The 25,756-nt window shown below is 69.5% G+C and carries 22 protein-coding genes; 11 read left to right on the top strand and 11 right to left on the bottom strand.

Annotated elements, in window-relative coordinates; genetic code table 11:
- Positions 1-117 precede the first annotated feature (117 nt).
- A complete protein-coding gene (locus MPPM_RS11540; RefSeq protein ID WP_096485181.1) occupies positions 118-2,529 on the top strand; it encodes a putative bifunctional diguanylate cyclase/phosphodiesterase in 2,412 nt (803 codons plus the stop codon).
- A gap of 7 nt (positions 2,530-2,536) precedes the next feature.
- Here MPPM_RS11540 and MPPM_RS27970 read toward each other — a convergent pair whose 3' ends face one another.
- Together MPPM_RS27970 and MPPM_RS11535 are read right to left on the bottom strand one after the other, a co-directional pair.
- Positions 2,537-2,737: a hypothetical protein gene (locus tag MPPM_RS27970; RefSeq protein WP_157914169.1), complete on the bottom strand. Its 201-nt coding sequence runs from the start codon at positions 2,735-2,737 to the stop codon at positions 2,537-2,539.
- A 78-nt stretch (positions 2,738-2,815) separates the two neighbouring features.
- Entirely contained in the window at positions 2,816-4,090 is a 1,275-nt protein-coding gene (locus MPPM_RS11535; RefSeq protein ID WP_096485180.1) for a glycosyltransferase family 4 protein, read from the bottom strand.
- A 226-nt stretch (positions 4,091-4,316) separates the two neighbouring features.
- Here MPPM_RS11535 and MPPM_RS11530 point away from each other — a divergent pair, with 226 nt between their 5' ends.
- The 5 genes from MPPM_RS11530 to MPPM_RS11510 all read left to right on the top strand — a co-directional run bounded on the left by MPPM_RS11530 (position 4,317) and on the right by MPPM_RS11510 (position 9,309).
- Positions 4,317-5,630 (top strand): glycosyltransferase, encoded by a 1,314-nt coding sequence (locus tag MPPM_RS11530; RefSeq protein ID WP_244573568.1) that lies wholly within the window; start codon positions 4,317-4,319, stop codon positions 5,628-5,630.
- A gap of 241 nt (positions 5,631-5,871) precedes the next feature.
- Positions 5,872-6,225, top strand: coding sequence for a phasin (locus MPPM_RS11525; protein WP_096485179.1), 354 nt, complete (start codon positions 5,872-5,874; stop codon positions 6,223-6,225).
- 187 nt (positions 6,226-6,412) lie between these two features.
- Positions 6,413-7,132 carry a phasin family protein gene (locus tag MPPM_RS11520; RefSeq protein ID WP_096485178.1) on the top strand — a complete coding sequence of 240 codons (720 nt, stop codon included), beginning with the start codon at positions 6,413-6,415 and terminating at the stop codon, positions 7,130-7,132.
- A 199-nt stretch (positions 7,133-7,331) separates the two neighbouring features.
- The gene (locus tag MPPM_RS11515) at positions 7,332-8,813 is read left to right on the top strand and encodes a DegQ family serine endoprotease (RefSeq protein WP_096485177.1); all 1,482 of its coding nucleotides are present in this window, start codon (positions 7,332-7,334) and stop codon (positions 8,811-8,813) included.
- A 244-nt stretch (positions 8,814-9,057) separates the two neighbouring features.
- The gene (locus MPPM_RS11510; protein ID WP_096485176.1) at positions 9,058-9,309 is read left to right on the top strand and encodes a hypothetical protein; all 252 of its coding nucleotides are present in this window, start codon (positions 9,058-9,060) and stop codon (positions 9,307-9,309) included.
- A gap of 119 nt (positions 9,310-9,428) precedes the next feature.
- Here the strand turns inward: MPPM_RS11510 and MPPM_RS11505 are convergent, their stop codons facing one another.
- Together MPPM_RS11505 and MPPM_RS11500 are read right to left on the bottom strand one after the other, a co-directional pair.
- Positions 9,429-9,659 (bottom strand): hypothetical protein, encoded by a 231-nt coding sequence (locus tag MPPM_RS11505; protein ID WP_096485175.1) that lies wholly within the window; start codon positions 9,657-9,659, stop codon positions 9,429-9,431.
- 132 nt (positions 9,660-9,791) lie between these two features.
- The gene (locus tag MPPM_RS11500; protein WP_244573542.1) at positions 9,792-12,824 is read right to left on the bottom strand and encodes a glycosyltransferase; all 3,033 of its coding nucleotides are present in this window, start codon (positions 12,822-12,824) and stop codon (positions 9,792-9,794) included.
- 263 nt (positions 12,825-13,087) lie between these two features.
- Between MPPM_RS11500 and MPPM_RS11495 the strand changes: the two genes are divergently transcribed.
- Both MPPM_RS11495 and MPPM_RS11490 read left to right on the top strand, forming a co-directional pair.
- Entirely contained in the window at positions 13,088-14,434 is a 1,347-nt protein-coding gene (locus MPPM_RS11495) for a hemolysin family protein (protein ID WP_244573541.1), read from the top strand.
- 8 nt (positions 14,435-14,442) lie between these two features.
- Positions 14,443-15,156 (top strand): SIR2 family NAD-dependent protein deacylase, encoded by a 714-nt coding sequence (locus tag MPPM_RS11490; RefSeq protein WP_096485174.1) that lies wholly within the window; start codon positions 14,443-14,445, stop codon positions 15,154-15,156.
- A 108-nt stretch (positions 15,157-15,264) separates the two neighbouring features.
- Here MPPM_RS11490 and MPPM_RS11485 read toward each other — a convergent pair whose 3' ends face one another.
- The 7 genes from MPPM_RS11485 to map all read right to left on the bottom strand — a co-directional run bounded on the left by MPPM_RS11485 (position 15,265) and on the right by map (position 23,646).
- Positions 15,265-16,011: a proteasome-type protease gene (locus MPPM_RS11485; RefSeq protein ID WP_096485173.1), complete on the bottom strand. Its 747-nt coding sequence runs from the start codon at positions 16,009-16,011 to the stop codon at positions 15,265-15,267.
- Between the two features lie 128 nt (positions 16,012-16,139).
- Positions 16,140-17,000, bottom strand: a complete 861-nt coding sequence (locus MPPM_RS11480; RefSeq protein ID WP_096485172.1) for a transglutaminase family protein — start codon at positions 16,998-17,000, stop codon at positions 16,140-16,142.
- A gap of 190 nt (positions 17,001-17,190) precedes the next feature.
- Positions 17,191-18,621 carry an MFS transporter gene (locus MPPM_RS11475; protein WP_244573540.1) on the bottom strand — a complete coding sequence of 477 codons (1,431 nt, stop codon included), beginning with the start codon at positions 18,619-18,621 and terminating at the stop codon, positions 17,191-17,193.
- Between the two features lie 638 nt (positions 18,622-19,259).
- Complete coding sequence (locus MPPM_RS11470; RefSeq protein WP_017485539.1) at positions 19,260-20,204, bottom strand: alpha-E domain-containing protein; 945 nt, start codon at positions 20,202-20,204, stop codon at positions 19,260-19,262.
- Between the two features lie 107 nt (positions 20,205-20,311).
- The gene (locus MPPM_RS11465) at positions 20,312-21,751 is read right to left on the bottom strand and encodes a circularly permuted type 2 ATP-grasp protein (RefSeq protein ID WP_096485170.1); all 1,440 of its coding nucleotides are present in this window, start codon (positions 21,749-21,751) and stop codon (positions 20,312-20,314) included.
- Positions 21,752-22,048: 297 nt separating this feature from the next.
- The gene (gene radC, locus MPPM_RS11460; protein WP_096485169.1) at positions 22,049-22,792 is read right to left on the bottom strand and encodes a RadC family protein; all 744 of its coding nucleotides are present in this window, start codon (positions 22,790-22,792) and stop codon (positions 22,049-22,051) included.
- Positions 22,793-22,806: 14 nt separating this feature from the next.
- A complete protein-coding gene (gene map, locus MPPM_RS11455) occupies positions 22,807-23,646 on the bottom strand; it encodes a type I methionyl aminopeptidase (protein ID WP_096485168.1) in 840 nt (279 codons plus the stop codon).
- 291 nt (positions 23,647-23,937) lie between these two features.
- Here map and MPPM_RS11450 point away from each other — a divergent pair, with 291 nt between their 5' ends.
- From MPPM_RS11450 to MPPM_RS11440, 3 genes are all read left to right on the top strand, one after another.
- The gene (locus tag MPPM_RS11450; RefSeq protein WP_096485167.1) at positions 23,938-24,150 is read left to right on the top strand and encodes a DUF4287 domain-containing protein; all 213 of its coding nucleotides are present in this window, start codon (positions 23,938-23,940) and stop codon (positions 24,148-24,150) included.
- Between the two features lie 135 nt (positions 24,151-24,285).
- Positions 24,286-24,552: a zinc-finger domain-containing protein gene (locus tag MPPM_RS11445; RefSeq protein ID WP_096485166.1), complete on the top strand. Its 267-nt coding sequence runs from the start codon at positions 24,286-24,288 to the stop codon at positions 24,550-24,552.
- A 15-nt stretch (positions 24,553-24,567) separates the two neighbouring features.
- Positions 24,568-25,755, top strand: coding sequence for an FAD-dependent oxidoreductase (locus MPPM_RS11440; protein WP_096487811.1), 1,188 nt, complete (start codon positions 24,568-24,570; stop codon positions 25,753-25,755).
- Position 25,756 lies beyond the last annotated feature (1 nt).

The following is a 25,756-nucleotide window of genomic DNA, read 5'->3' as shown; positions in this document are numbered from 1 at the left end:
GTGCTGGTCGAGGGCGGGCCTTGGTCTTCGAGCCGTCCTGTATAGCCGGCTCATATACTTCCCTTCAATGAACGCCTGCTAGGCCGTGCCCCGACATCCTCGGAGCACGGCCTTCGTTTGCCCATCCCGACATCGGACGCGCACGCCACCGCGCTGATCCAGCACTGGCGCAACTGTCGAAGCCGCCCCGGGGCGATGCCGAGCTACGACGCCGTCGTTCTGGGCCGTCTCGGACGTCTGGCCGATCGCTGCGCCCTGATCGCCACGCGCGAGGGCCGGGCCGAGCGCATCCTGTGGGGCGGCCCGGGATTTTGCGACTGGTTCGAGGACGAGATCCGCGACCGGCCGCTCGCCCGGATGCCCGACGAGATCCGCCGGCCGATCGAGGAGATCGGCGTTGCCGCCCTGCGCACAGGCGAGCCGGCGAGCGCACGCTGTGACCGCATCACCGACGGCATCGTCACCACCTGGAGCCTCGTGGGCGTCCCGCTCGCCAATGGCGGCGGAACCCCCCTCCTCCTCATCCACGTCGACAGCGAGGGCGTGCGCACCGAATTGATGCAGGCGATGTTCGGTGCCACCGGCCAGGGGCTGATGGCCCTCGGCGCCATCCGCGACGCCGAGGGCGGGGTCGCGGATTTCAAGGTCGTCGCCCTGAATCAGGGCGCCGCCGAGATCTTCGGCCGATCGATCGAGAGCCTGCAGTGGCAGCGGCTGTGCGACTTCGTCCCGGCGCGCCTCGGTGTGGCGCAGCGGCTGTCCGGCATCCTCGGCTGCTCCGAGCGGGCGGTGTTCGAGCTCGCCACGCCGCGCTCCGACGGGACGACGCTCCACCTGAAGGTCGAGGCGCAGGCCATCGGCGACCTCATCGCCGTCGCCATGACCGATGTCGGCGATATCAAGGCGCGGGAGGATTCGTTCCGCTTCCTGTTCGAGAGCAACCCGCTGCCGATGTGGCTGGTCGACCAGGAATCGGCCCGCTTCATCGCCGTGAACGAGGCGGCGGTCGCCCATTACGGCTACAGCCGGGACGCTTTTCTGGCCCGGAGCCTGACGGACCTCTCGGAAGCCGGCGCACGCGGTCCCGCCCGTGACGGCCACCCGCAGCGTCACCTGCGGGCCGACGGATCGCTGATCGAGGTGACGCTGTTCGAGCGGACCCTCGCCTTCGAGGGACGCCACGCCCTTCTCGGCGCGGCCATCGACGTCACCGAGCAGCGCCGCGCCGAGGCCCGCATCACCCACATGGCGCATCACGACTCGCTGACAGGCCTGCCGAACCGGGCTCTGTTCGCCCTCCGCCTCGCCGAGGCGATCGCCGAGCAGGCCCGGACGGGCACAGGCGCCGCCCTGCTGTGCCTCGACCTCGACAAGTTCAAGTTCGTCAACGACACGCTCGGCCATCCGGCCGGCGACGCCCTGCTCCGGGTGGTCGCGGAACGGATCACCGCCTGCCTGCGCCGGGAGGATCTCGTCGCCCGGCTCGGAGGCGACGAATTCGCCGTGCTGCTGCACAGCCCCGACAGCGCAACCGTCTCAGCCGTCACCGGCCGGATCATCGAGGCCCTGTCACGCCCGGTCAGGCTCGGCGACCGGGATTGCCAGATCGGCGTGAGCATCGGCATCGCCCGCCTGCCGGAACACGGAACCGACCCCGATACCCTGCTGCGCAACGCCGATCTCGCCCTCTATCGGGCGAAGGCCGACGGCGGCAGCGTCGCCCATTGTTTCGAGGCGGCGATGGACGGCTGGGCCCGATCGCGGCGCCGGCGGGAAACCGACCTGCACGAGGCCTTTGCCCGGAGCGATCTCGGGCTGGCCTTTCAGCCCGTCATCGGCGTCGGTTCGCGGGCGGTTGTGGGATTCGAGGCGCTGCTGCGCTGGCACCATCCCATCGAGGGCGCAATCCCGCCGGCCGAATTCGTGCCGCTCGCCGAGGAAGCGGGCCTGATCGTGCCGATCGGCGCCTGGGTGCTGCGGCAGGCCTGCGCCGAGGCCAGCCTGTGGGCCGATCCGGTGCGCGTCGCGGTGAACCTCTCGCCGGTGCAACTCCGCGATCCCGGCCTCGTGGCGACGGTGCGCGAGGCGCTCGCCCTCTCCGGGCTCGCACCGCACCGGCTCGAACTGGAGGTCACCGAATCGGTGCTGCTCGCCGCGAGCGAGGCCAATGTGGCGACTCTGCACGCCCTGCGGGGGCTCGGCGTGCGGATCGCGATGGATGATTTCGGAACCGGCTACTGCTCGCTGAGCTACCTGCAGAAATTTCCGTTCGACAAGATCAAGATCGACCGCTCCTTCGTCAGCCAGATCGGCGAGAACCCGCATTCGACGGCGATCGTGCGGGCGGTGATCGGCCTCGGCGCCAGCCTCGGCATCGTCACCGTGGCCGAGGGCGTCGAGACCGAGGCCCAGTTCGCACATCTGCGGGCCGAGGGCTGCGGGGAGGTGCAGGGCTACCTGTTCGGCCGGCCGAGCCCCGCCTCGACGGCCCGCGGGCTGACCCGGCAGGAGCCGGATCTCGCGGCCTGAGCCCGAGCTACTTCGTGATCTTGACGGAAACCGGATCGCTTGAGGGGAACGTCTCCTCCAGCGCCTCGTCGAGGCGCTCGTCCTTCTCGTCCTTACGGTTCTCGGGGATCGCCTTGTCGCCCTTTCCGTCCTGCTGGAAGCCTTTGGACTTGGTCTCGTCGGTCGGCTGGGTCTTGTCGGACACGTCTACCTCGCGGTCTGTCGTCATGCGTCGCGCGTGGCCGCGCGGCTCTGATGCGGACCAACGCGAGCGCGGCCTTCCTGTTTCGTGCGATCGCGCGATCGGTCACGGTCCTGCGGGCGCCGCGCCGCGCAGGCCCGGCCGCTCGGTCGGGTGCGGAGCGGGACGGACCTCGCGCATCACGAGGCCGTAGACCTGCTCCAGGCGATCGAGATGTGCGTCGACGCTGAGCGGCGCCGACCAGTAGCGCTCGTAGGCGCGCTCGGCCATGCGGGTCGCCAGCACGTCGTCCGACAGCCGGGTCAGGTGGGCGGCCAGCGCCCCGGCATCGCCCGAGCGGAACCAGAACCCGTTCTCGCCGTCCTCCACCGCCTCGCGCCCGGCGCAGGCGTCGGAGACGATGACCGGGCAGCCGCAGGCGAGCGCCTCGTAGACGGTGAGCGGCTGGCCCTCGTACCAGATGCTCGGGAAGACAAGGGCGCGGGCGCGCCGCATCAGGGCCTGCACCTCGGGCCCGCTCTTCCAGCCGAGCATCACCGCCTCGGGATAGCGCGCCTTCAGCGCCTCCGCGCTCGGGCCGTCGCCGACGAAGACCGGGCGGATGCCGGCCCGCCGCGCGGCCTCGGCGAAGATCGGCGCCCCTTTCTCCGTCGAGATGCGGCCGACGAACAGGACGTCTTCGCGCGCGCCGCGTTCGGGCGGCTGCCGCTCGACCGAGATCGGGTTGTCGATCCGGTGGAACACCGTGCGCGGGGGCAGGAGCGGCGCGATCACCCGCTCCTGCAGCGCGCTGATCGTGATCACGTGGCGGAACAGGCCCGGCAGCCCGGCGACGTGCTCCAGGCCGAGATGGCGCACCACCCGCAGCAGCTTGCGCGGATAGGAGCGCGCGTCGCAATTCGTCGTGAGGCAGGCCGCCGACATCGGCGTGCGGTGGCAGATCCGGTCGGCCGGATACTCGTAGAATCCCCCGTTGGGGCAGACGAGGAAGAACTCGTGCATCGTGTAGAGGCACGGCAGCCCCGAGCGCCGGATCGCCGTGCCGATCGCGGGCGAGAGCGCCTTGGCGAAGGCGTGGACGTGGACCAGCGTGTCGCGGGGATCGCACAGCCGCAGTTCCGCGGCGAGGCGGGCGGAGGCGCGGGCGTTCCAGATCGCCTGGACGGCGAAGGCGAGCTTGTTGGTGGTGGAGGTGATGTCGTCCTGCCCGAGGCAGACCACCCGCGCACCGCTCGCGGCGAGACGGGGATCGACCGGGCCGACGGCGGCAAAGACCGTGACCCGGTGGCCGCGCTGCCGCAGGCCGACGGCCGAATCGAGGGCGACCTTGGCCTGCCCGCCATTGATATGGGCATGGTCGAGAACGAGGACGACGTGCACGGCGGCTCCCGACTCTTTCCCACGCGTCTTCCCGAGAGCCGACGCGCCGCTCTCGCGATGATCCGCGAACGATCCAGACCCGTTTACCAGCCGGCAGTTGATCTCCCGTAAACCTTGCGGGCGGATCTTCGCCGCGCTGTCTCGGCCTCGTCCCCGGAGCGCCACCTTGCCCGAGAACGGGATCTCCCGTCGCGACGACGCCCTTACCTCCGAGCAGGGCACGGCGATGCATGTCGTGATCCTCGCCGAATTCGCTGCGGCCAGCGGCGGCGCCGAGAAGGTCGCCGTCGAATCCGCCCGCGCCCTGGCGGAGGCCGGCGCGGAGGTGACCTACATCCAGGCGATCGGCGGCCCCGTCGACCCGCTGCTCGACCATCCGCGCCTGCGCCGGATCGAACTCGGCCTCCCGGATGTATGGTCGTTGCCGGCATGGCGCGGTGCGGCGTCGGGGATCTGGAACGGCGCGGCCGCCGCGCGCCTCGCCGCGACGCTCGACACGCTCGACGCCCTGCCGCGCCCCCCCGACTGCCTCCATCTGCACCAGTGGACCCGCGCGCTCTCGCCCGCCGTGCTGCCGGTGCTGCTCGCCCGCGGCATCCCCGTCGTGCTGACGCTCCACGACTACGCTCTCGCCTGCCCGAACGGCGTTGACTACCGCTTCGACCGGGCGGAACCCTGCACCCTCACTCCCCTCTCCGGCGCCTGCCTCGCGGCCTCCTGCGATCCGAAGAGCCGGCTGCACAAGCTCGTGCGCGTCGGCCGCGCCGCCGCCCTGCGGCTGGCGGTCGGGCGGACCGCGCTCGACGTCGTTCATGTCTGCGACGGCAGCCGCGCACGGGTGGAGGGACGGCTCGGCACCTTGCGCGTGCGCCACCACCGCGTCGACAACCCCGTGCGGATCGAGCGCGGGCCGCCGGCGGAGCCGGCCGCCAACGACGCTGTCGTCTATGTCGGGCGCCTCACCCCGGAGAAGGGTGCCGACCTCGTCGCCGAGGCCGCGCGCCGGGTCGGATTGCCCGCGCTCTTCGTCGGTGCCGGCCCGCTGGAGGCGCGCCTGCGGGCGGAGGGCGCGGAGGTGCTCGGCTGGCGCAGCCCGGAGGCGGTCGCGGCGATCCTGCGCCGACGGGCGCGCGCGGTCTGCGCTCCGTCGCGCTGGCTCGAGACCGGGCCGCTCACCGTCTACGAGGCGCTGGCCCAGGGGCTTCCCGTCGTCGCCTCGCGGCGTTCCGGCGCCGCGGAGAAGGTCGTCGACGGCGAGACCGGCTTCGTCGTCGAGCCGGAGGCGGCGGCACTGACCGGTGCGTTCGGCAGCCTCAAGGACGATGCGCTGACCGCCCGATTCGGCCGTGAGGCCTATGACCGGTACTGGCGGGCGCCGCTGACGCTCGCCGCCCACGCTCGATCCCTGCTGACCCTCTACAGCCGGCTGAGAGATGAATACCTTATGCGGCAGTGCGGTATGGTCGGGCACGACACACAGCTTCCGACCGCCCATCCCCGCGGCGCCTCCCTTGGCAGGGACCCCTTTTCGTCATTATAGTGCCGGCCTCGCAAGCCGATCCGGAGCGGTGCCGTCGCGGGATCGAACCCAGAAACTAGATCTATAACAAAAGCATAAACCCCGCCCCACCATCGGACGGACATTGTTCAGAGCCTGTCGGAAACTGTCCTTGACTTTTATGTTGCACCGCAACATATGGGGTGCGGGCCGGTTAGCCGCGGGGAGGCCTACGAGGCTCCCCGAAACCGAATTCTCCCGGTCCGTCTGACAGGAGAGACAGATGAGCACCCAGAGCTTCGAGATCCCCGCCGAGTTCCGTGACTTTGCCGACAAGAGCGTCGATCAGGCTCGCAACGCCTTCGGCACGTTCCTGAACGGTGCGGTGAAGACCTCCGAGCAGATCCGGAACTCGGCCTCGACCGTTCAGTCGACGCTGCACGCGGCGGTGCTCAAGAGCCTCGACCACGCCAAGGTCAATGCCGACACCACCTTCGACTACGCGCAGCGCGTCGTGCGCGCGAAGGACCCGCGCGAGGCCTTCGAGATCCAGTCCGAGTTCCTGAAGACCCAGTTCGCCGCGCTCCAGGCCCAGGCCAAGGAGTACGGTGCCCTCGCTCAGAGCGCCGCCCGCTAATCCGGTCCGGCTTCGGGCCACGGCGTCGAAGGCGCCATGGCCCGTCGCGGGAGCACGGGGCCGAATCCGCACCCTACGGGCTCGGCATACCCCGTGCTCCGACGCTATGCTCCGCGCAGCGCCAATCGGCCCCGTAGCCGTATTGAGAGCGGGCGGGGGCACAGGGTTTCGAACGAGGAGAAGGCCCATGTCGTCGAGCCGCCGCAGAGGACGCTCATCCGGAGCGCCCGTCAATTCCCAGCCGCCGACGCTGACCGCGCCTCAATCCGAGGTTGCCGACGCGCTGCTCGCCGAGACCCAGGGCGACCAGGACCAGACCGGTCCGGGTCAGCAACCGGAAGTGCCTGAGACGACCGCGGCGGACGTCCCGACCGTGGAGGCCGCCGCGCCGGCCGCGGACGCCGCTCCCGAATCCTCGGGCCCCACCGCTGAACCCACCGAGGCGCAGGCGGCCGAAGGCGGCCTGACGATCGAGCATCCCGTTCAAGATGCGGCAGAGGTCGCCGCCGTGCCCACCGTGCCGGAGCCAATCGTGTCGGAGGCCGCCGAAGCCGCGGAGACGGCGGTGGAAGCAGCGAACGAGACTCTCGCGCGGACGCTGGCCGAAACCGAGGCCGCCCTGGGCGCCCCGCCGAAGCCGCACAGCGTCCATATCGGCGCAAGCTTCGCCTTCGTGCCGACCTTCGCGCCCCTTACCGAGATCAACGCGAAGCTGTTCGCCTTCGCCCGCGGCGAGGGCGAAGCGGCGATCGCGCACATCCAGGCGCTCGCCCGCGCCAAGTCCCCGGCGGAGGCGATTCGTCTCCAAGTCACGGAGATGCAGCGCGCCGCCGACGCCTCGCTGACCTGCTTCAGCGAGATCGTGCGCAGCGCCAACCGCTTCAGCGACGGTGCCCGCCGGCACTGAGGCGGGCTCTCAACACCGGGAACGATCGGGGCGGTCGCCTGAGGGGCGGCCGCCCTTTTTCACGTCCGACGGCGGCGCGCCGCGGCCGGATCACGCGGGCGAGGCAGGCGCGTTTCCGCCTCTCGCCCGCCGCTGCCGAGGGGTCTACATAGCCCGCATCATAGCCCGCACCGCTCCAGCGATCTCCGGGAGACCTCGCATGCCCTCCTCGCCGCTTCTGCCGGCCTGTCTCGTATCCGCACTGCTCCTCGCCGCCGCGCCCGCCGGGGCGCAGATGGCGAACACGCCCGCGAAGCCCGCGCCGGAGAAGGCGGCGTCCGAGAAGCCGTCGGAGAAGGCCGTGCCCCTGTCGAAGGGCGAGATCCAGCTTTCCTTCGCCCCGGTGGTGAAGCGGGCGGCGCCCTCCGTCGTCAACGTCTACGCCTCGCATGTCGAGAAGCGCTCCGCGCGCTCCAACGCCATGGAGGAGTTCATGCGCCGCTTCTTCGGCGAGGAGCGGCCGGGCCGCGGCCCCGGCGGGATGCCCGGCGAGCGGGCGCAGCGCTCTCTCGGCTCCGGCGTGATCGTCGATGCCTCGGGCCTCGTCATCACCAACAACCACGTCATCGAGAACATGAACGAGGTGAAGGTGGCGCTCGCCGACAAGCGCGAGTTCGAGGCGCAGTTCGTGCTGCGCGATCCCCGTACCGACCTCGCCGTGCTCAAGATCAAGAGCCCGGCCGACATCGCGCCGATGCCGATCGGCGATTCCGACCACCTCGAGGTCGGCGACTTCGTGATGGCAATCGGCAATCCCTTCGGCGTCGGGCAGACCGTGACGCAGGGCATCGTCTCGGCGCTGGCCCGCACCCAGGTCGGCTCGTCGGACTACCAGTTCTTCATCCAGACCGACGCAGCGATCAATCCGGGCAATTCCGGCGGCGCGCTGGTCGACCTCAAGGGACACCTCGTCGGCATCAACACCGCGATCTACTCGCAATCCGGCGGCAGCCACGGCATCGGCTTCGCCATCCCCGCCAGCATGGTCCGCGCGGTGGTGGAGACCGCCAAGAGCGGCGGCAGCCTCGTGCGCCGGCCCTGGCTCGGCGCGCGCGTGCAGACCGTGACGCCCGACATCGCCGAGAGCGTCGGGCTCGACCGGCCGACCGGCGTGCTGGTGGCGAGCATGCAGGCCAAGAGCCCGGCCGAGGAGGCCGGCCTCAAGCGCGGCGACGTGATCCTCTCGGTCGACGGCCAGACCGTCGACGATCCGGAGGCCTTCGGCTACCGCTACGCGCTCAAGGGCATCTCCGGCACGACCGATCTCGGCATCCTGCGCGGCACCAAGCGGCAGACCATCCCGGTCAAGCTCGGCCCGGCACCGGAGACGCGCCCCCGCGACAGCCTCAAGATCCGTACCCGCACACCGTTCTCGGGCGCGACCTTCGTCAACACCTCGCCCGCGGTGAGCGAGGAGCTGCAGACGGATCTGCCGGAGGAGGGCGTGGCGGTGACCGCCGTCGATGACGGCTCGCTCGCGGGCCGGGCGGGCTTCCGCAAGGGTGACGTGATCGTGGCCGTCAACGGCATGCCGATCACCTCGACCAAGGACCTGGATCGGCTGACGCAGCGCAATCTCGGCCTGTGGGAGGTCGCGATCAGGCGCGGGGGCGAGGTGCTCACCTCGGTGTTCGGCGGATAGGACCCTGATCGGCCCGGGTGCGAATCCGGGCCGCGGCACGACGTGCGTTTTCACTCATCGGTCCGGCGGGCTTCCCGCTAGTCTCTCCAACAGGTGCTCGGCGACGCTCGTTGCTCCGGATGTTTCTTCGGCCTTCCGGCCGACGCAATCCGGTAACCGTACGAAGCAATCCGCTGGCAACCCGGCGTCCCTAGAACGGCGCCATACGAGAGCCGGAAGGGCTCCGAACGGTGGGGCGGACATCATGCGGGACCTGATCAAGATCGCGGCGGCCGGAACGGTGATGGCGGCCTATGCCCTGTTCGCCCCCTCGCTCGTCGAGGCGGTGCCGGGCGCGACGGGTTCGGCGAAGGTCTTCACCCAGCGCCTGCCTCAGGCCGGCGGCGCCGTTCCGGTGAGCGCCCGGATCGACGGTGAGGCGCCGATTCCGGGACAGGTCGTGGTCACCCGTCGGCCGCTTCTGGTCGGCATCTCGACGGGCGAAGCCTCCCGATGACCGCCGCAGACACATCTCTGCTCGCGGCGGCGTTCCTGCTCGGCCTCGGAGCGGCCGTTCTCCTCAACGCCCTTCTCGCCTGACGTCGGTCCGGTCGCCTCGGGCGTTACGGTCCTGCTTCAGGCCGCCACACTCGCCAGGGCGTGTCGGTTTCCATGCAGGCCCGCGCAGAGATCGTCGATCTCGGTCACGTCGAGGGCCTCACCGCTGCTGGCGGCGATGGTGTCGATGAGGTCGTCCTTCCGGGGATCGAACGGGTGACCCTGCATCCGGTAGAACTGGTAGTAGCGCAACGCCGCCAGAAGCGTGTCGCGCTCGCGGGCGGTGACGGTGAGGTTCTGCGTGGTCATGGGCTTCCCCTTGGCTTGCAACGAACGCCGAGGCGAGACCGCGCGCGACTCGCCTAGCTTGACCGTTGTAGCCGCCGGGCGGCAGCTCCGTCTATGACATGTGCGGGGATCGCGCCGGTCGTCGCCCGAGGCTTAGCCCGACGTTGCCGCCGCCGCCGGCAGGCCGCCGGAGGAGGCCCGAAGGGCCGCAGGGGCCGCTTCGCCGAGCCCGTAATAATCCTCCAGGATCCGCGGATAGACCGTCGGCCGGAACGGCTTGCGCGCGGCCCAGAGCGCCTCGATGGGAAGCGCGAGCAGAGCCGCATTCAACCGCTGCGGATCCTCGGCGAGCGCCGGATCGAGCCTGTGGCCCTCCCCTGTCTCGCGCAGCCGCTCGGCTTGGGCACCGAGGTCGAACACCACCGGCGGCACCCCGGCCGCCAGCGCGAGGGACAGGGTGTAGCAATAGGTCTCCGGCCAGATCGAGGGCAGCAGGGCGATGTCGGGATCGAGACGGGCGATCTCCCTGAGGGCCGCCGCGTCGCTGCCGTAGAGTCCCGTCTCGCGTACGCCCGCTGCCTCCATGGCGCGCGGCTCGGCGGAGTGGCCGACGATCGTGAAGACGATCGGCAGCTGCCGCAGCCGGGCGTCGAGGGCGAGGTTGTGGACGACGTCGTAGCCCTTGTGCGCGCCGATCGATCCGATCACCGCGACCCGCAACGGCCCCTCCCTGCGTTGGCGGAGCTTGAGCGCGCCGCCGCTCAGCGTCTCCTCGTGCGGGCGCAGCAGGATGCGGTCGAGATGCAGCGCCGGACCGATGCGGCCGGCGAGATCGGCGGACGGGGCGAACACCGTTCTCGCTCGATCGAGGAATCCGGCCCAGAGCCGCCGCCGGTCGGCCGGATCGGGCAGGACCATCCCGTCCGCGTCGCGATCGAGACGGATGCAGTCGCGGCAGGCGGCGGGTTCCGCCAGCCCGCAAAAAACGCCGTCGGGCCGCACGAGATTGTTGCGGTGGCAGACCGCGGCATAGTCGTGCAGCGTCACGTCGTAGTCGGGACCGGCTTCCTCGATCAGCCGCATTGCCGCACGGGTCGAGGGCGCATCGAGCCCCGCCAGCGAGTGGACATGCACCATGGCCGGGCCGAGCCAGCCGATCAGTTCGGCGAGGAGGTCGGCGTCACGGTCGAGGGAGAGCGGGTCGAGGATGGAGACGGGAAAGTCGATCCCGCCTGCCCCGGGCAGGCCGAGCTTGAACCCGCCGGGCTCGTCGGTGCGCAGGTAGACGACGCCGAATCCGGCCTCGGCAAGCCGGAGGCTCAACATTTCGATATGGGTCTCGACGCCGCCGCCGAAATCATGGGTCACGATCAGGGCGAGGCCGCGCTCGGTGCTCTCCGCCGCACGCTTGGCGAACCGGTAGAGGTCGAGCCGGCGGCGGGCGAAGCGGGCGGGATCGACTTCGATGTGGTTGTGGACCCGGCGCTGGTAATCGGGATGCTTGGTGAGGATGGTGCGGAAGATGTCCGCGCCCTTGGTCGCGAGCAGCGCGCCGAACGAGACGCTGCCTGAGTGGAACACGAACACGTCGTGCGCCAGGAGGTTGGTGAAGCCCGCCTTGAGGGCGCGCATGCAGAAGTCGTTCTCCTCGCCGTAGCCGCGCCCGAAGGTCTCGGCGTCGAGGAGGCCCACGGCGGCGATCGCCTCGCGGCGCATCGCCATGCAGAAGCCGACCCCTGTGGGCACCGGCGAGCTCGTGCGCGCGTTGCAGACGCGGGTGAAGGCGTCGATCTCGTCCGGCATGACCTCGAGCCGGGTCTGATTGTCGACATTCGGCCGCGGATAGCTGCAGATCGTGGCGTTGTTGGAAAACGGCGTGACCGTCGCGACGCCGGGGTCGGCGTCGATGTGCCAGAGCAGACGGTCGAGCCAGTCGCCGTAGACGACGATGTCGGCGTTGAGGAGCACCACGTCCTTGCCCGCCGCGAACGCCAGGCCGCGGTTGCAGGTCCGCACGAAGCCGAGATTCTCCGCGTTGACGAGGTGGACAAACAGGCCGCGCGCGGCGAGGTCGGCCAGAGTCGCGCTCAGGCGCGGGTCGGGGCTGCAATCGTCGATGACGAGGAGGGCGAAGGGCGTGGCCTGCCTCGCGCTCAGCACGGCGTGGATCGCCCGCAGGGTGTCGTCGTAGCCCTTATAGACGGGCATGATCAGCACGGCCCGCGCCGCCGCGATATCGGCGGCGGCCTGCGCCTCCTTCCACTCGTCCGGGGTCGGCGCGACCTGCGCGGGCCAGGTGCCGAGACCGAACGGCGTCGGGCGAAATCCGCGCGCCCGGCCCACCGCGAGGTAATGGAAGAACGGGTTGACCCCGGCGCCGACTTCCCGGCGGTAATGCTTGCGGTAGAACCGCACCGAGAAATCGGGACTCGGATCGCGGTCCTCGCGGGCACCGAAATCGAGAAAGTGGCGAACCGGATCGACGCCGGAGCGGCGGATGTCGGCGTTGGTGTCGAGGTAATGCTCGCGGTCGAAGGCGGCCGCGACCGTCTCGTAGATCTGCGCGTCGGTGGCCTCCGCCGGGTCGGTGGGGAGCAACGTCGCCTGCGGCTTGCCGCGCCGCACGGGCGGGGCGGCGGCCTCCGAGGCCTGGAGCCGCCGCGTCGCGGCGAAGTGATAGAGCGGGCTGACACCCAGGCGCCGCATATGGGCGTGGCGCTGAAGGTAGGCATCGCCGGAGAAGGCGTCGCTCGGGTCGAGCCCTCGCCGCCAGCCCTTGGTCAGGTAGTGGGCGAGCGGATCCTCTCCTCCCTCCAGACCGGCGAGGCGGGCGTAGTACGGCGCATCGAAAAACGGTTCGACCACTGCGGCCTGGAGTGCCGGAAAATCCGGACCGGGCTGCGTCGGGACCCGTAGCCGCTCCGCCCCGGAGAGGCCCGCATAGTGCAGAAGCGGATTGATCGGCGGTCGGTCGGAGAGGTGTCGGTCGAGGTAGAACAGGGTCGAGAACACCGCGGAGGGATCGCGGCCTTCGAGCCAGCCGTGGTCGAGGTAATGCCGAAGCGGATCGCCCCCGCCCGCGGCCACGTCGGGATAGGCGGAACGATAGAAGGCCGGATCGAAGAAGGGGGCGGCGGCCGCGGCATCGCGGCGCTCGGGCCGAAACAGCTTCGGCAGCTTGATCACGGCCACATCCCTCGAAAACGCAGATTCCGGGCCCCGCCGCCGGGATCGGCCCGTGGGAAAGCATGGGAACGAAGTGTGGCGCGGCCGGGGCGACAAGGTCCGCATACACCATCGCCCCGAACGATGGCGACAGGCCTGCGGACGAAGGCGCCGCGGGCCGATCCGACGACGCAGACGGGTCGCCCAAGCGAGAATGCGCCCGAACCTCTTCCCCCGCGACCGGGTTCGGCTCTAAGCATCGGTGCCGCCGTCGGGTTGCGGCCATGGGTTGCGGCTTCGCCCGGGAGGGCACGATTTCGGACGGTCTCTGGTCATCGGCGCTCGGCCTCTTCGCGGTCATCGCGCTCGTCTTCGCCAACGGCTTCTTCGTCGCGGCGGAATTCTCCCTCGTCGCGGTGCGGCGCAGCCGGGTCGCCGAGCTGGTCAACGAGGGGCGGGCCAACGCCCGCGCGCTCCAGCGCGCCACCGACCGGCTCGACGCGCATCTCGCCGCGACCCAGCTCGGCATCACCCTCTCGTCGCTGGCGCTCGGCTGGGTCGGCGAGCCGGCGCTGGCCCACCTGATCGAGCCGCTGTTCCACTGGCTGCCCGACAGGGCTGCCGGCATCACCGCGCACACCCTGGCCGTCGCCCTGGCGTTCGCCGTCATCACCACGCTGCATATCGTGCTGGGTGAGCTCGCGCCGAAGAGCCTCGCGCTCCAGCGCAGCGAGCGCACCGCGCTCGTGATCGTGCGGCCGCTGACCCTGTTCCTGCTGATCTTCGGCCCGGCGATCCACCTCCTCAACGGCCTCGGCAACGGCGTGCTGCGCATGCTCGGCCTGCGGCCCGGCGAGGGCGAGGGCCATCTTCCCTCCCCGAAGGAGCTGAGCCTTCTCGTGACCGCGAGCCACGAGGCGGGCCTGCTGCACGAGGCGCAGGAGGACGCGGTGGCGCGCATCCTCGCCATCGGCGAGCGGCGCATCCGCGAGATCATGACGCCGCGCAACGAGGTCGATTGGGTCGATCTGGACGATAGCCAGGAGGAGGTCATCGAGGCGGTGCGCGCCTGCCGCCACGAGCAGCTCGTGGTGAGCCGCGGGCAGATCGACGACGTCGTCGGCGTGCTGCGCAAGCAGGATCTCCTCGACCAGTTCCTCGACGGAAAGCCCCTTGACGTGAAGGGGGCGACCCGCGAGCCCATCGTCGTCCACGAGGGTCTGGCGATCCTGAAGGTGCTGGAGATGTTCCAGACCAAGCCGGTGCGCATGGCGATCGTCGTCGACGAGTACGGCAGCCTGGAAGGCATCGTCACCCAGACCGACCTGCTCGAGGCGATGGCCGGCGAGATTCCCGAGCCCGGCGAGGAACGGATGGTGGTCGAGCGCGAGGACGGCTCGCTGCTCATCGACGGCATGATGTCGGCGACCGACGCCTTCGATCGCCTCGGCCTCCCGGAGCGTCCGCGCTCGGACGACTTCTCCACGCTGGCCGGCTTCGTCATCGTCCAGCTCGGACGCATCCCGTCGGAGGGCGATGCGATCGAGACGCAGGGCTGGCGGATCGAGGTCGTGGACATGGACGGACGGCGCATCGACAAGGTGCTCGCGACGCGCCTGTCGGACGCTTGAGCGATGTCATGACCCGTAACGTCTTCGTCCTTACCGGCGCCGGGATCTCGGCGGAGAGCGGGCTCGGCACGTTCCGCGACACGGAGGGCGTGTGGGCGCGCTTCGATCCGATGCGCCTCGCGACGCCCGAGGGCTTCGCCGCCGATCCGGTGCTGGTCCACGACTTCTACAACCATCGCCGCCGCGACTCGCTCGCCGCCGCGCCCAACCCGGCGCATGCGGCGCTGGCCCGGCTGGAGGCCGGGCTGGCCGAGCGCGGCGGCCGGCTGTTTCTCTGCACGCAGAACATCGACGACCTGCACGAGCGGGCGGGCTCCCGCCACGTCGTGCACATGCACGGCGAGCTCCTGAGAGCCCGCTGCACCGCCTGCGGAACCGAGCCCGTCTGGCACGAGGATCTCACCCTGGAGACGGCCTGCCCGCATTGCGGCCGAAGCGGCGGGATGCGGCCCGACGTGGTGTGGTTCGGCGAGATGCCCAAACACCTCGACGCCATCGACGAGGCGCTCGCCGAGGCCGACCTGTTCGTGGCGATCGGTACCTCCGGCGCGGTCTACCCGGCGGCGGGCTACGTGGCCCAGGCCCGCGCCTTCGGCATCCCGACACTCGCCCTCACCCTGGAAGCTGCCGACAATGCTAGGATGTTCGAGGCGGCCCGGCTCGGGCGCGCCAGCGAGACGGTGCCGGCTCTCGTCGACGAGATTCTGAGCGCGACGAGGTAGCCCCGCCTAGAGCATCATCCCGAAAGGTAGTTTCCGGCTTTCGGAAAAAGATGATGCAAAAACAAAAGCCTAGCGCACCGTGCTGGATCCGATATCCGGCACGATGCGCTAACGCTGCGGCCCGTAGGGCGGGCGCGGGATCGCGCGGTGCGCCGCCCTCAGCGCCGCCGACCAGCGCTCGCGCAGATCGTGGAAATAGCTCTCGCCGGCCTCGATGCGGTGGTTCACTTCGAGGTCGAGGGTCCCGCGGCGCTGGAGGGCGATGTCGATCGGCAGGCCGACGCCGAGATTCGAGCGCATGGTCGAATCCATCGACACGAGGCCGACCTTCAGCGCGTCGTAGAGATCGGTCTCGTAGGTCACCGCCCGGTCGAGGATCGGCTTGCCGTATTTGTGCTCGCCGATCTGCAGGAACGGCGCCTCGCGGCTACACTCGATGAAGTTGCCCGCCGAGTAGATCATGAACAGCCGCATCGGCTCGTCGCCGATCTGCCCGCCGAACAGGAACGAGACCTCCATGCGCAGGTTGGCGGCCTCAAAGCCGGCCTGCTCGATCTCGCGCACCCGGCGGATCGCCCGGCCGACGAGCTGGGCCGCCTTGAACATGGTCGCCGCGTCCTGGAGCTTGGGCGGCGTCTCGCCCTCGACGTCGTCCACGCCCTCGCGGAGCATGCTCAGCACCGACTGCGTCATCGAGAGGTTGCCGGCCGAGGCCAGCATCATCACGCGCTCGCCGGGCACGTTGAACATGTGCAGCTTGCGGTAGGTCGAGATATTGTCGAGACCCGCGTTGGTGCGGGTGTCGGCGATCATCACAAGCCCGTCCTCGACGAGCACTCCGACGCAGTAGGTCATGGCGGCACCCGCCTCAGCAGAGGGGCCCGGTTGATCCGGGCGGAACCAGGCGGATCGCTTCGCACGCGCCGAGCGCGGGCCGCAAGACAACTTTTCCGAAGCCGATCCCCCGACGCGGGAGCTCCGGCTCAGCCCTGCGACTGGCTCTGACTCTGCTGGCCTCGCGCCTGATGCTGTGCCTGCACCTGCTCGACCCGCAGGGCCACGTCGAGGGTTTCTGTGCCCCCGCCCATGCGGCTGCCGCGGATCGGCGCGGCGCCGAGATAGTCGAGGCCGACGGCGACGCGCACATGCGCCTCCGTCGCCGAGAGGCCGTTGGCGGGGTCGAAGCCGACCCAGCCGAGCTCCGGAACCAGCGACTCCGCCCAGGCATGCCCCGCCTTCTGGTCGTCGCCGCCGTCATTGCGGCGGAAATAGCCGGAGACGTAGCGTGAGGGGATCTCCAGGTGCCGGGCGGCCGCGAGAAAGATGTGGGTGAGATCCTGGCACACGCCCTTCCCCGCCTCGAAGGATTGGGCGGCGCTGGTGCTGGCGCTGGTCGGACCCGGCTCGAAGATCACCGTGTCATGCACGGCGGCGAGCAGGCGGTGCAGGATCGAGAGAGGATCGCCCTCCCCCTCCCCAGCGACCCGCTCCGCGAAGGACTTGATTTCAGCGCTCGCCTCGGTGAGCGGGGTGTCGCGCAGGTAGAACAGGTCGGGAAGGCGCTCGACCGCACCGCGGACGATGCCGCTCGTCTCGAAGGTCTCGATCTCGCCGGTCACCCGCACGGTGAGCGCATCGGTCGGATCGTCGGCGGTGAACCAGTGAACGAGGTTGCCGAACCCGTCCTCGCGGGCGGTGAGCCGCCCGTTCACGGAGGGCTCGATCCGCCACTCGCGCACGTGTTGCCCGTCATGGTCGCGCGGCGTCAGCCGCAGGATCTGGATCAGGCCGCGGGCCGGCTGCTCGTAGGTGTAGACCGTATCGTGGACGATCCGGATGCGCATGCCTTGATCCTGCCGGGACGACTTGCGGCAAGCTAGGACAAGGCAGGCGATTTGGAAATCGGGCGGCTTGCCCAAAGCTTTGGCACGGCGCGATTTCCCGGCTGCGGACCCGCTTCCTCGCCCCGCTCAACCGCACCAAACCGCCCTCGGGGCGGAGATGCGCCGTCGGCTCGGCCCGCCTGCGCTGCGCTCACAGCACCGGGCGCTGCGCGGCAGCGAGCGCGACCGGCCCGCCCGATCCGGAGACCGGGTTCGCGCCGCCGTTTCCGACGAGATCGTGCGCCTCCTGCTCGCTCGCGGCGGCGGGCGGAGAGCCCCACATGCTCGTCCCGTTGGGCTCACGGATGACGAGGATCGAGACGACTCCGATCACGCCGGCGATCATCAGGTAGTAGGCGGGCCAGTTGAGGTCGCCCGTGTAGGCCACGAGCGATCCGACGACCACCGACGTCGTTCCGGCAAACAGGGACACCGAGACGTTGAAGGCGATCGAGAGGCCGCTGGCCCGGACATTCGTGGGAAAGAGGGCCGGCAGCGTCGAGGGCATGGTGGCGCTGAAGCAGATCAGCAGCAGCCCCATGATGAGCAGGCCCAGGAAGACCGCGGTCTCGCTCTGGCTCCGGATCAGAAGGATCATCGGCAGCGCCAGGACCACGAGGCCGATCGCCCCGATCAGGACGAAGGGCTTGCGCCCGAAACGGTCGGACAGGCGACCGATGAACGGGATCGACAGGAGCGCGAGCAGCATCACGACGAGTTGCAGGATCTGCGACGCCGTCGGGGAGATGCCGCCGGAATGCTGCATCATCGGCAGGGTCTGCGTGACATAGGTCGGCATGTAGGAGGTCAGCATGTAGTTCGGCACGTTCCAGGCGAGCGCCAAGCCCATGCAGACCAGGACGTAGGGCCAGAGGGCGAGGATGTCCCGCGCGGTCTGCCCCGCCCGCAGACGCTTCTCGCGATCCTCCGCCTCCTGCTCGAGGGCCGCGAAGGCGGGTGTCTCAGCCAGTTGCGAACGCATGTAGACGCCGACGAGTCCGAGCGGCAGGGCCAGGAAGAACGGCAGGCGCCAGCCCCAGTCGAGCAGCTGCTCCTCGGTCAGGGCGACGCCGGCCACCGTCACGACGATCGCGCCGAGCAGGTAGCCGGTGAAGGTGCCGAATTCCAGCCAGCTGCCGAGATAGCCGCGCCGCCGGTCCGGCGCGTACTCGGCGATGAAGGTCATGGCGCTGCCGTACTCGCCTCCGGTGGAGAAGCCCTGGACCAGGCGGGCGACGAGGAGAAGAAGGGGCGCGGCGACGCCGATGCTCTCCTGGCTCGGGATGCAGCCGATGGCGAAGGTGCCCGCCGCCATCAGAATCATGGTCGCCGCGAGAACCTTGTTGCGGCCGATGCGGTCGGCCAGGGGACCGAAGAACATGCCGCCGAGCGGCCGGATCAGGAACGCGACCGCGAACAGGCCGAAGGTGGCGATCTCACCCATCGTGTGGGAGAGATTGGAGAAGAACACCTTCTGGATCGTCGGCTCGAAGAAGGCGTAGACGCCGAAATCGTACCATTCGGCGACGTTTCCGATCGAGGCCGCCGAGATGGCCCGCCGGATCGTCGACGGTTCGGTCACCGTACAGTCCGAAGCCTTCCAATCCTTGTCGTCGTCAACATGCATTGACAGCATATTCGGCACATCTCCGCAGGGCTACTGAGAAGAAAAATGTTCTCTTGAAATGACAGGCGCGCCGATGCGCTCACCGCCGTATCGAACCACGCGACGACGGCGCTGGACAAATTCATCCGGAGGCCGGTTCTGGTCTTCCTCCCGGTCGGCGATGCCGAATATTCTTATACGTTTGCGCTGCGGCCAGCGCCCACACTGTCTGCAACCGATAATGAGTTTGATCGAGTCATCCGAAACGACTTGTCAGGGACCGACACATTTTTTCGATTTGCTACGATGCGGGCGGATCATCCGCGTCGATCATCCGCGCCCAGCGCCGAGTTTCATCGCCGCAGCGTGATGCGATGTCTTCGTGAAAAGCGCTCTCAAATCACCGAGAGGACAAGCCTCGACAGTATTCGGGCGCGAATCGGCGCGATCGAATGTCGGCGTTCGCGGCCGTCGGCAATCGAAATCAGAATCGTGGCCGATATCCTATCCCGCACCGCGGGCGCGGGGATTCCCGGAAACGGCCGATTCCCGAAGGCTCGCGCCGCCGGCGTCCCGTGCGGAGAGGCGCCCCGGCGGCGTCCGTGAACGGGGCGTCAGACCAGATACTGCTCGCTGATCGCGGCTCCGAGCCCATTGTTCTCGACGATGAAGCCCTGGATGAACTCGTGCAGGCCCGAGGCGAAGATGCGCTCGATGTCGGCGCCCGCGAGCTTCGCCCGCATGTTGCTGGCCAGACGCTGGCTCTCGCCGCGACGGCCATAGGCGTCGGCGATCAGATCGAGATGCTCCACCAGCATCCGGTAGCAGCTCGCGAGCGAGCGCGGCATCTCGGGATTGAGGATCAGCAGGTCGGCGACCAGCACCGGCTTGATGCTCTCGCGGTAGACCCAGTGATAGGCGTTGAAGGCCGAGACCTCGCGCAGAATCGTGGTCCACTGGAAGTAGTCGAGCGAACCGCCGACCCGCTCGGAGGCCGGCAGCAGGATCTGGTACTTCACGTCGAGGATGCGCGCGGTGTTGTCCGCCCGCTCGATGGCGGTGCCGGCGCGGGTGAACCAGTAGGCGTCGTTGCGCAGCATGGTCCGATAGGCCGAGCCGTCGAAGGTCAGCGAGACCCGCTTCACCCAGTCGAGGAACTGGGTGAACTCCTCCCGGGAGAGATCGCGCCCCTCGTAGGAGCGCAGTTCCAGCCACGCACCGTTGATCGTGTCCCACATCTCCGTGGTGAGCGCCGTGCGGATCGAGCGGGCGTTCTCGCGCGCGGTGGCGATGCAGGAGCGGATCGAGGACGGATTCTGGGCGGAGAAGGCCAGGAAGTTGCAGACGGTGTGCTCGTTGACGGCGTCGTAGAGCGTCTTGAACAATTCGGGATCCCCCGCCGAGGAGAGGGCCGAGGCCCACTCGTTCGAGGTGCGGCCGCCGTAGTTCGACGGCAGCGCCGTGAGCCGCAGGGCCGCATCGAGGATGCGCGCCAGGAAATCCGCCCGCTCGGCGTAGCGCGAGAGCCAGTAGAGGTTGTCGGCAGTCCGGGACAGCATGGCGTCAGCTCGCGGGCTCGGTGGCGACCGAGGCGGCACTTGCGCGGTGTTTGCGCACCGACGCCGCCCAGTCTGCCGGAAGAGTGCTGGAGAAACGGGCGAAATGTTCAGGCATCGAGCACCCAGGTGTCCTTGGTGCCGCCGCCCTGGCTCGAATTGACGACCAGCGAGCCCTCTTTCAGGGCAACGCGGGTCAGGCCGCCCGGCACGATGCGGATCTCGTCGGCGCCGGCCAGCACGAAGGGGCGCAGGTCGACGTGGCGCGGGGCGACGCCCGAGGCGACGAAGGTCGGGCAGGTGGAGAGCGAGAGGGTCGGCTGGGCGATGAAGTTGTCGGGGGCGTGCCGCAGCTTCTTGGCGAACTCGTCGATCTCGCGGCGCGTGGCGTGCGGGCCGACCAGCATGCCGTAGCCGCCCGAGCCGTTGACCTCCTTCACCACGAGGTCCTTGAGGTTGTCCATCACGTAGGAGAAGGCTTCCCGCTCGCGGCAGCGATAGGTCGGCACGTTGTGCAGGATCGGCTCCTCGCCGGTGAAGAACTTCACGATCTCCGGCATGTAGCTGTAGACGGCCTTGTCGTCCGAGATGCCGGTTCCGACCGCGTTCGAGAGCGTGACGTTGCCGCGCTCGTAGGCGTTCATCAGGCCGGGCACGCCGAGCACGGAATCGGGACGGAAGACGAGCGGATCCAAAAAGTCGTCGTCGAGGCGGCGGTAGATCACGTCGACCCGGCGCGGCCCCTCGGTCGTGCGCATGTAGACGACTTCGTCCTTGGTGAAGAGGTCGCCCGCCTCCACCAGTTCGACGCCGAGCTTGTCGGCCAGGAACGAGTGTTCGTAGAAGGCCGAGTTGTAGCGCCCCGGCGTCAGCAGCACGACCGTCGGGTCGCGTGTGGCGGAAACGGGCGCGAGGCTGCGCAGGGTCGCGAGCAGGGCGTCGGGATAGTTTTCGACCGGCGCGACGCGGTGGCGGGAGAACAGCTCGGGGAAGAGCCGCATCATCACCTCGCGGTTCTCCAGCATGTAGGAGACGCCGGACGGCGTGCGGGCGTTGTCCTCCAGCACGAAGAAGTCGTTCGCGCCGGTGCGCACGATGTCGATGCCGGCGATGTGGACGTAGAGGTCGTGCGGCACGTCGAAGGCGCGCATCTCCATGCGGTAATGCGGATTGCGGTAGACGAGGTCGGGCGGGATGATCCCGGCCTTGATGCACTCTTCCGCGCCGTAGATGTCGTTGATGAAGGCGTTGAGCGCGGTGACGCGCTGCTTGAGGCCGCGCTCGAGGAAATCCCATTCCGGCTTCGTCAGCACCCGCGGGATGATGTCGAAGGGGATCAGCCGCTCGGTCGATTCGTTGGCGCCGTAGACCGCGAAGGTGATGCCGATGCGCCGGAACAGCATCTCGGCCTGGCTGCGGCGGGTGTTGAAATGCTCGGGCGGCGTCTTGTCGAGCCAAGCCTTGAGGATGTCGTAGGCCTCACGGACAGTGGCCGACCCCGGCTGCCCCGATCCGCCTCCGTTCATCTCGTCGAACGCCGTGAGCGCCATCCGCGCGATTCCCCCTGATGTCTCGTCTTGCCGGAGCAAGAGGCAGGCCACCCGGAAGGCTGCCGGCCCGCCTGACCCCGTGCGTCCTCAACTTGCCGTGGCATCCTACCGCGGACCGCGTCACCCGCGCTCCGCTCGTCGGCAGGTTTGCCGGACAACCTCTCGGAGATGTAGCGGAGGCTCGGCGCGTGCCTATCCCTCGTTCGGAGCCGATGAAAGCCAGGACGGGTCGGAGCCGGGGGCGCCGAGCGGTGTCACCCTCGCCCTGCGCAGCCGCAGCGCGGCCGCTCCTCTCCATCAGATCAGCTTGAGCCCTTTCAGGCTCGCATGGCCGTCGCGGCCGAGGATGACATGGTCGTGCACGACGATCCCGAGGGGATCGAGCACCGAGACGATCTCCCGCGTCATGCGGATGTCGGCGCCCGACGGCGCCGGATCGCCGGAGGGATGGTTGTGGGCAAGGATGATCGCGGTGGCCGAGAGTTCGAGCGCGCGGCGGGCCACCTCGCGGGGATAGACCGGGGTGTGATCGACGGTGCCGCGGCCCTGCACCTCGTCGGCGATCAGGTGGTTGCGCCGGTCGAGGAACAGCACCCGGAACTCCTCGCGGCCGGAGAAGGCCATGGTGGCGCGCAGATATTCGAGAAGCGCGCTCCACGATGAGAGCAGCGGACGGCCTGCGATGGCGCCGCGGGCGAGTCGACGGCCGGCGGCCTCGATCAGCTTCAAGTCGGCGGCGACACCGGCGCTGACGCCCTCCACCTCGGCGAGCCGGGCGGGCTCGGCGCTGACCACTTCGGCGAAGGAGCCGAACCGGCGGATCAGTGCCTTGGCGAGCGGCTTCACGTCCCGCCGCGGGATCGATCGGAACAGGGCGAGTTCGAGGAGCTCGTAATCGGCCAGCGCCTCGGCGCCGGCCTCGGCGAAGCGGGCGCGCAGGCGCTCGCGATGGCCGTGATAGTGCGGGGCGTCCCCGGCGGAGGCCGGAGCCGCCTCGGCGAGACCCGGCAGGGCGGGCGGTTCGGCCGTCCGGCGGACCATCTCCCGGCGGGCCGTCAGTCGGCCTGGGTACCGTGCGGCTTGGGCTGATCGAGCCCCTTGGGCGAGAGCGTGAAAATCTCGAAGCCGTCCTCCGTCACCGCCACCGTGTGCTCGAACTGCGCCGAGAGCGAGCGGTCGCGAGTCACCGCGGTCCAGCCGTCGGAGAGCACCTTCACCGCCGGGCGGCCGAGATTGATCATCGGCTCGATGGTGAAGAACTGGCCGGCTTTCAGCGGCACGTCGTAGCTCGGCTCGACGTAGTGCAGGATCGTCGGCGCGTCGTGGTAGACGCGGCCGAGCCCGTGGCCGCAGAAATCGCGCACCACCGAGCAGCGCTCGGCCTCGGCATAGGTCTGGATTGCACGACCGATATCGTTGGTGGAGCCGCCGGGCCGCACCGCGCGGATGCCGCGCATCAGCGCCTCGTAGGTGATCTCGCACAGGCGCTGCGCCTTGCGCGGCACCTCGCCGATATAGGCCATGCGGCTCGAATCACCGTGCCAGCCGTCGAGGATCAGGCAGCAATCGAGGTTGACGATGTCGCCCTCGCGCAGGGGCTTGTCGTTGGGGATGCCGTGGCACACGACATGATTGATCGAGGTGCAGATCGACTTGCGGTAGCCGCGGTAGAACAGCGAGGCCGGATAGGCGCCGTGGTCCATGCCGAACTCGAAGGCGAGCCTGTCGAGATGCTCGGTCGTCACGCCGGGCTGCGCGGCCTCGACCAGGAGGTCGAGCGCTTCCGCGGTGAGGCGGCCGGCGCGGCGCATGCCCTCGAACCCCTCCGGACCGTGGATCGGCGGCTCCGGGGCGCGGCGGCCGCCTTCGGCGACGGCTTGCTCTTCACGGCTCATGGGCGTTCGGGCGCTTTTGCAGGAATTGGAGGCTGAACTCCGTCTTACGCTGCCGCAGGGCCGCCGCCAACCCGAGTGCACGCTTCGCCGCCACCCCTCGGCGAAAGTATTGCCCAACTTGAGGCTCGAGCAACTGGGTATCGTGAGCAGAATGCCGATGCATCGAGGTGATTATCATTCAAAACAGCGACCATAAACGTCTTCCTCATGGCACCCTGCAAGATACCGTTGCGTTTCACGCTCTCTGTCAGCAACCTGCCGACGGCACTCTCGCCCGGAGCTTGAAACATCGTGTCCGCCGAATCGATCAAAGGACCGGCCTCATACTTCCCATCCATCGAAAAGAAGTACGGGCGGCCCATCAACGAGTGGCAGGAGCTCGTCCGTTCGAGGCTGCCGGCGAAGCACATGGAACTCGTCGCGATGTTGAAGACCGATCACGGCCTGGGCCATGGGCACGCCAACGCGATCGTGGCGCACGTCCTGGCGGAGCAGAAGGCGTGATGTCCTTGCGAGACGCCTCTGCGCCCGCATTCGCCGGCCGCAGCCCTGCATGGAATGGTCAGACGCGTCGGGAGCGGGCCTAGGCTTGCGACCCCGAACGCGCTAGACCACGGCCTCCGTTTTCAGGGACGTGCGATGGCTGACAAGGCGGTTCCCCACTTCCACAATCAGGCCGGCGTGACCGTGATCGCGGTGGGCTCGAAGGAGTTCATGTGCATCGGGGCGCTGCCGCCTTTCGATCACCCGCACGTCTTCCTCGACATGGGCAGCGACAGCGAGATCATCTGCCAGTACTGCTCGACCCTGTTCCGCTACGACCCGCGGCTGAAGCCGGGTGCCGCGGATCCGGCCGGATGCGTCTGGCACGACGCGGCGCCCCAGGAGGCTCCCAGGGCGGCCTGACGGGCGACGTTGCCGGTGACGGCGCTCTCCATCGCCATCGTCGGCGCCGGAATCGGCGGGCTCACCGCCGCGCTGGCGCTGTCGGCGGCCGGCCATTCGGTCACGCTGATCGAGCGCCGCACCGGGTTCTCCGAGGTCGGGGCCGGCCTCCAGCTCTCGCCGAATGCCAGCGCGGTGCTGATCGGCCTCGGCCTCGGCGCGGCCCTGCGCCGGGCGGGCGACGAGCCGCCGGGCGTCACCGTGCGCGCGCTGGCCTCGGGCCGCGTCATCGGCGGCATCCGTCTCGGACCGGGCATGCGCGAGCGCCACGGCGCGCCCTACTACGTGTTGCATCGCGCCGACCTTCAAACGCTCCTGCTCGACGCCGTGCGCGGGCGCCCCGGCATCCGCCTCTGCGTCGGGCGCGAGGTGTCGGAGGTCGAGGAGACGGCGGACGGCGTCGGCCTGACGATGAAGAGCATCGACGGCGACCGCAGCGAGAGCCTCAGAGCCGATCTCCTCGTCGGCGCCGACGGGGTGCGCTCGACCCTGCGCCAGCGCTTCGACGCGCGCCCGCTGCGGCTCCACCGGCAGGCGGCGTGGCGGGCGGTGATTCCGCGCGAGGCCGCGCCCGAGGTGCTGCAGGGAAACGAGACCGGGCTCTGGCTCGGACGCAGGCGCCACGTGGTCCATTACCCGATCAACGGGGGCAAGCGGCTCAACGTCGTGGCGATCGTGCCCGAGCGCGAGGGCGACGAGGATTGGGGCCGGCTGGGCGATCCGGCGGTCCTGCGCGACCATTTTCCCGATGCGGCCGGTCCGCTGGGCGAGTTGCTGAGTCTGCCCGATACCTGGGTGGTGTGGTCGCTGGTCGACCGCCCGGCCGTGCGGCCGATGGCGCGGGGCCGGATCGCGCTTCTGGGCGACGCCGCCCATCCGGTGCTGCCGTTCCTGGCCCAGGGCGCGGCGCTCGCCATCGAGGACGCGGCGGTGCTGGCGTCGAGCCTCTCCGGCTTTGCAAGCGTGCCCGAGGCGCTGGCGGCTTACGCGGCGGCGCGCCAGCCGCGCGTCCGCGCGGTGCAGCGGGCCGCCCGCCGCAACGGCCGCTTCTACCACGCCGGCCGCCTGATCGGCTTCGCCCGGGACACGATGATGCGCCGTCTCGGGCCGGAGGGCATGAGCGCCCGCTACGCCTGGGTCTACGGCTGGCACCCGCCCGCTTGAT

This window comes from Methylorubrum populi (assembly GCF_002355515.1).
Classification (GTDB): Bacteria; Pseudomonadota; Alphaproteobacteria; order Rhizobiales; family Beijerinckiaceae; genus Methylobacterium; species Methylobacterium populi_A.
The sequence above is the reverse complement of the archived record's forward strand: the minus strand, read 5'-3'. Positions and strand labels throughout refer to the sequence as shown.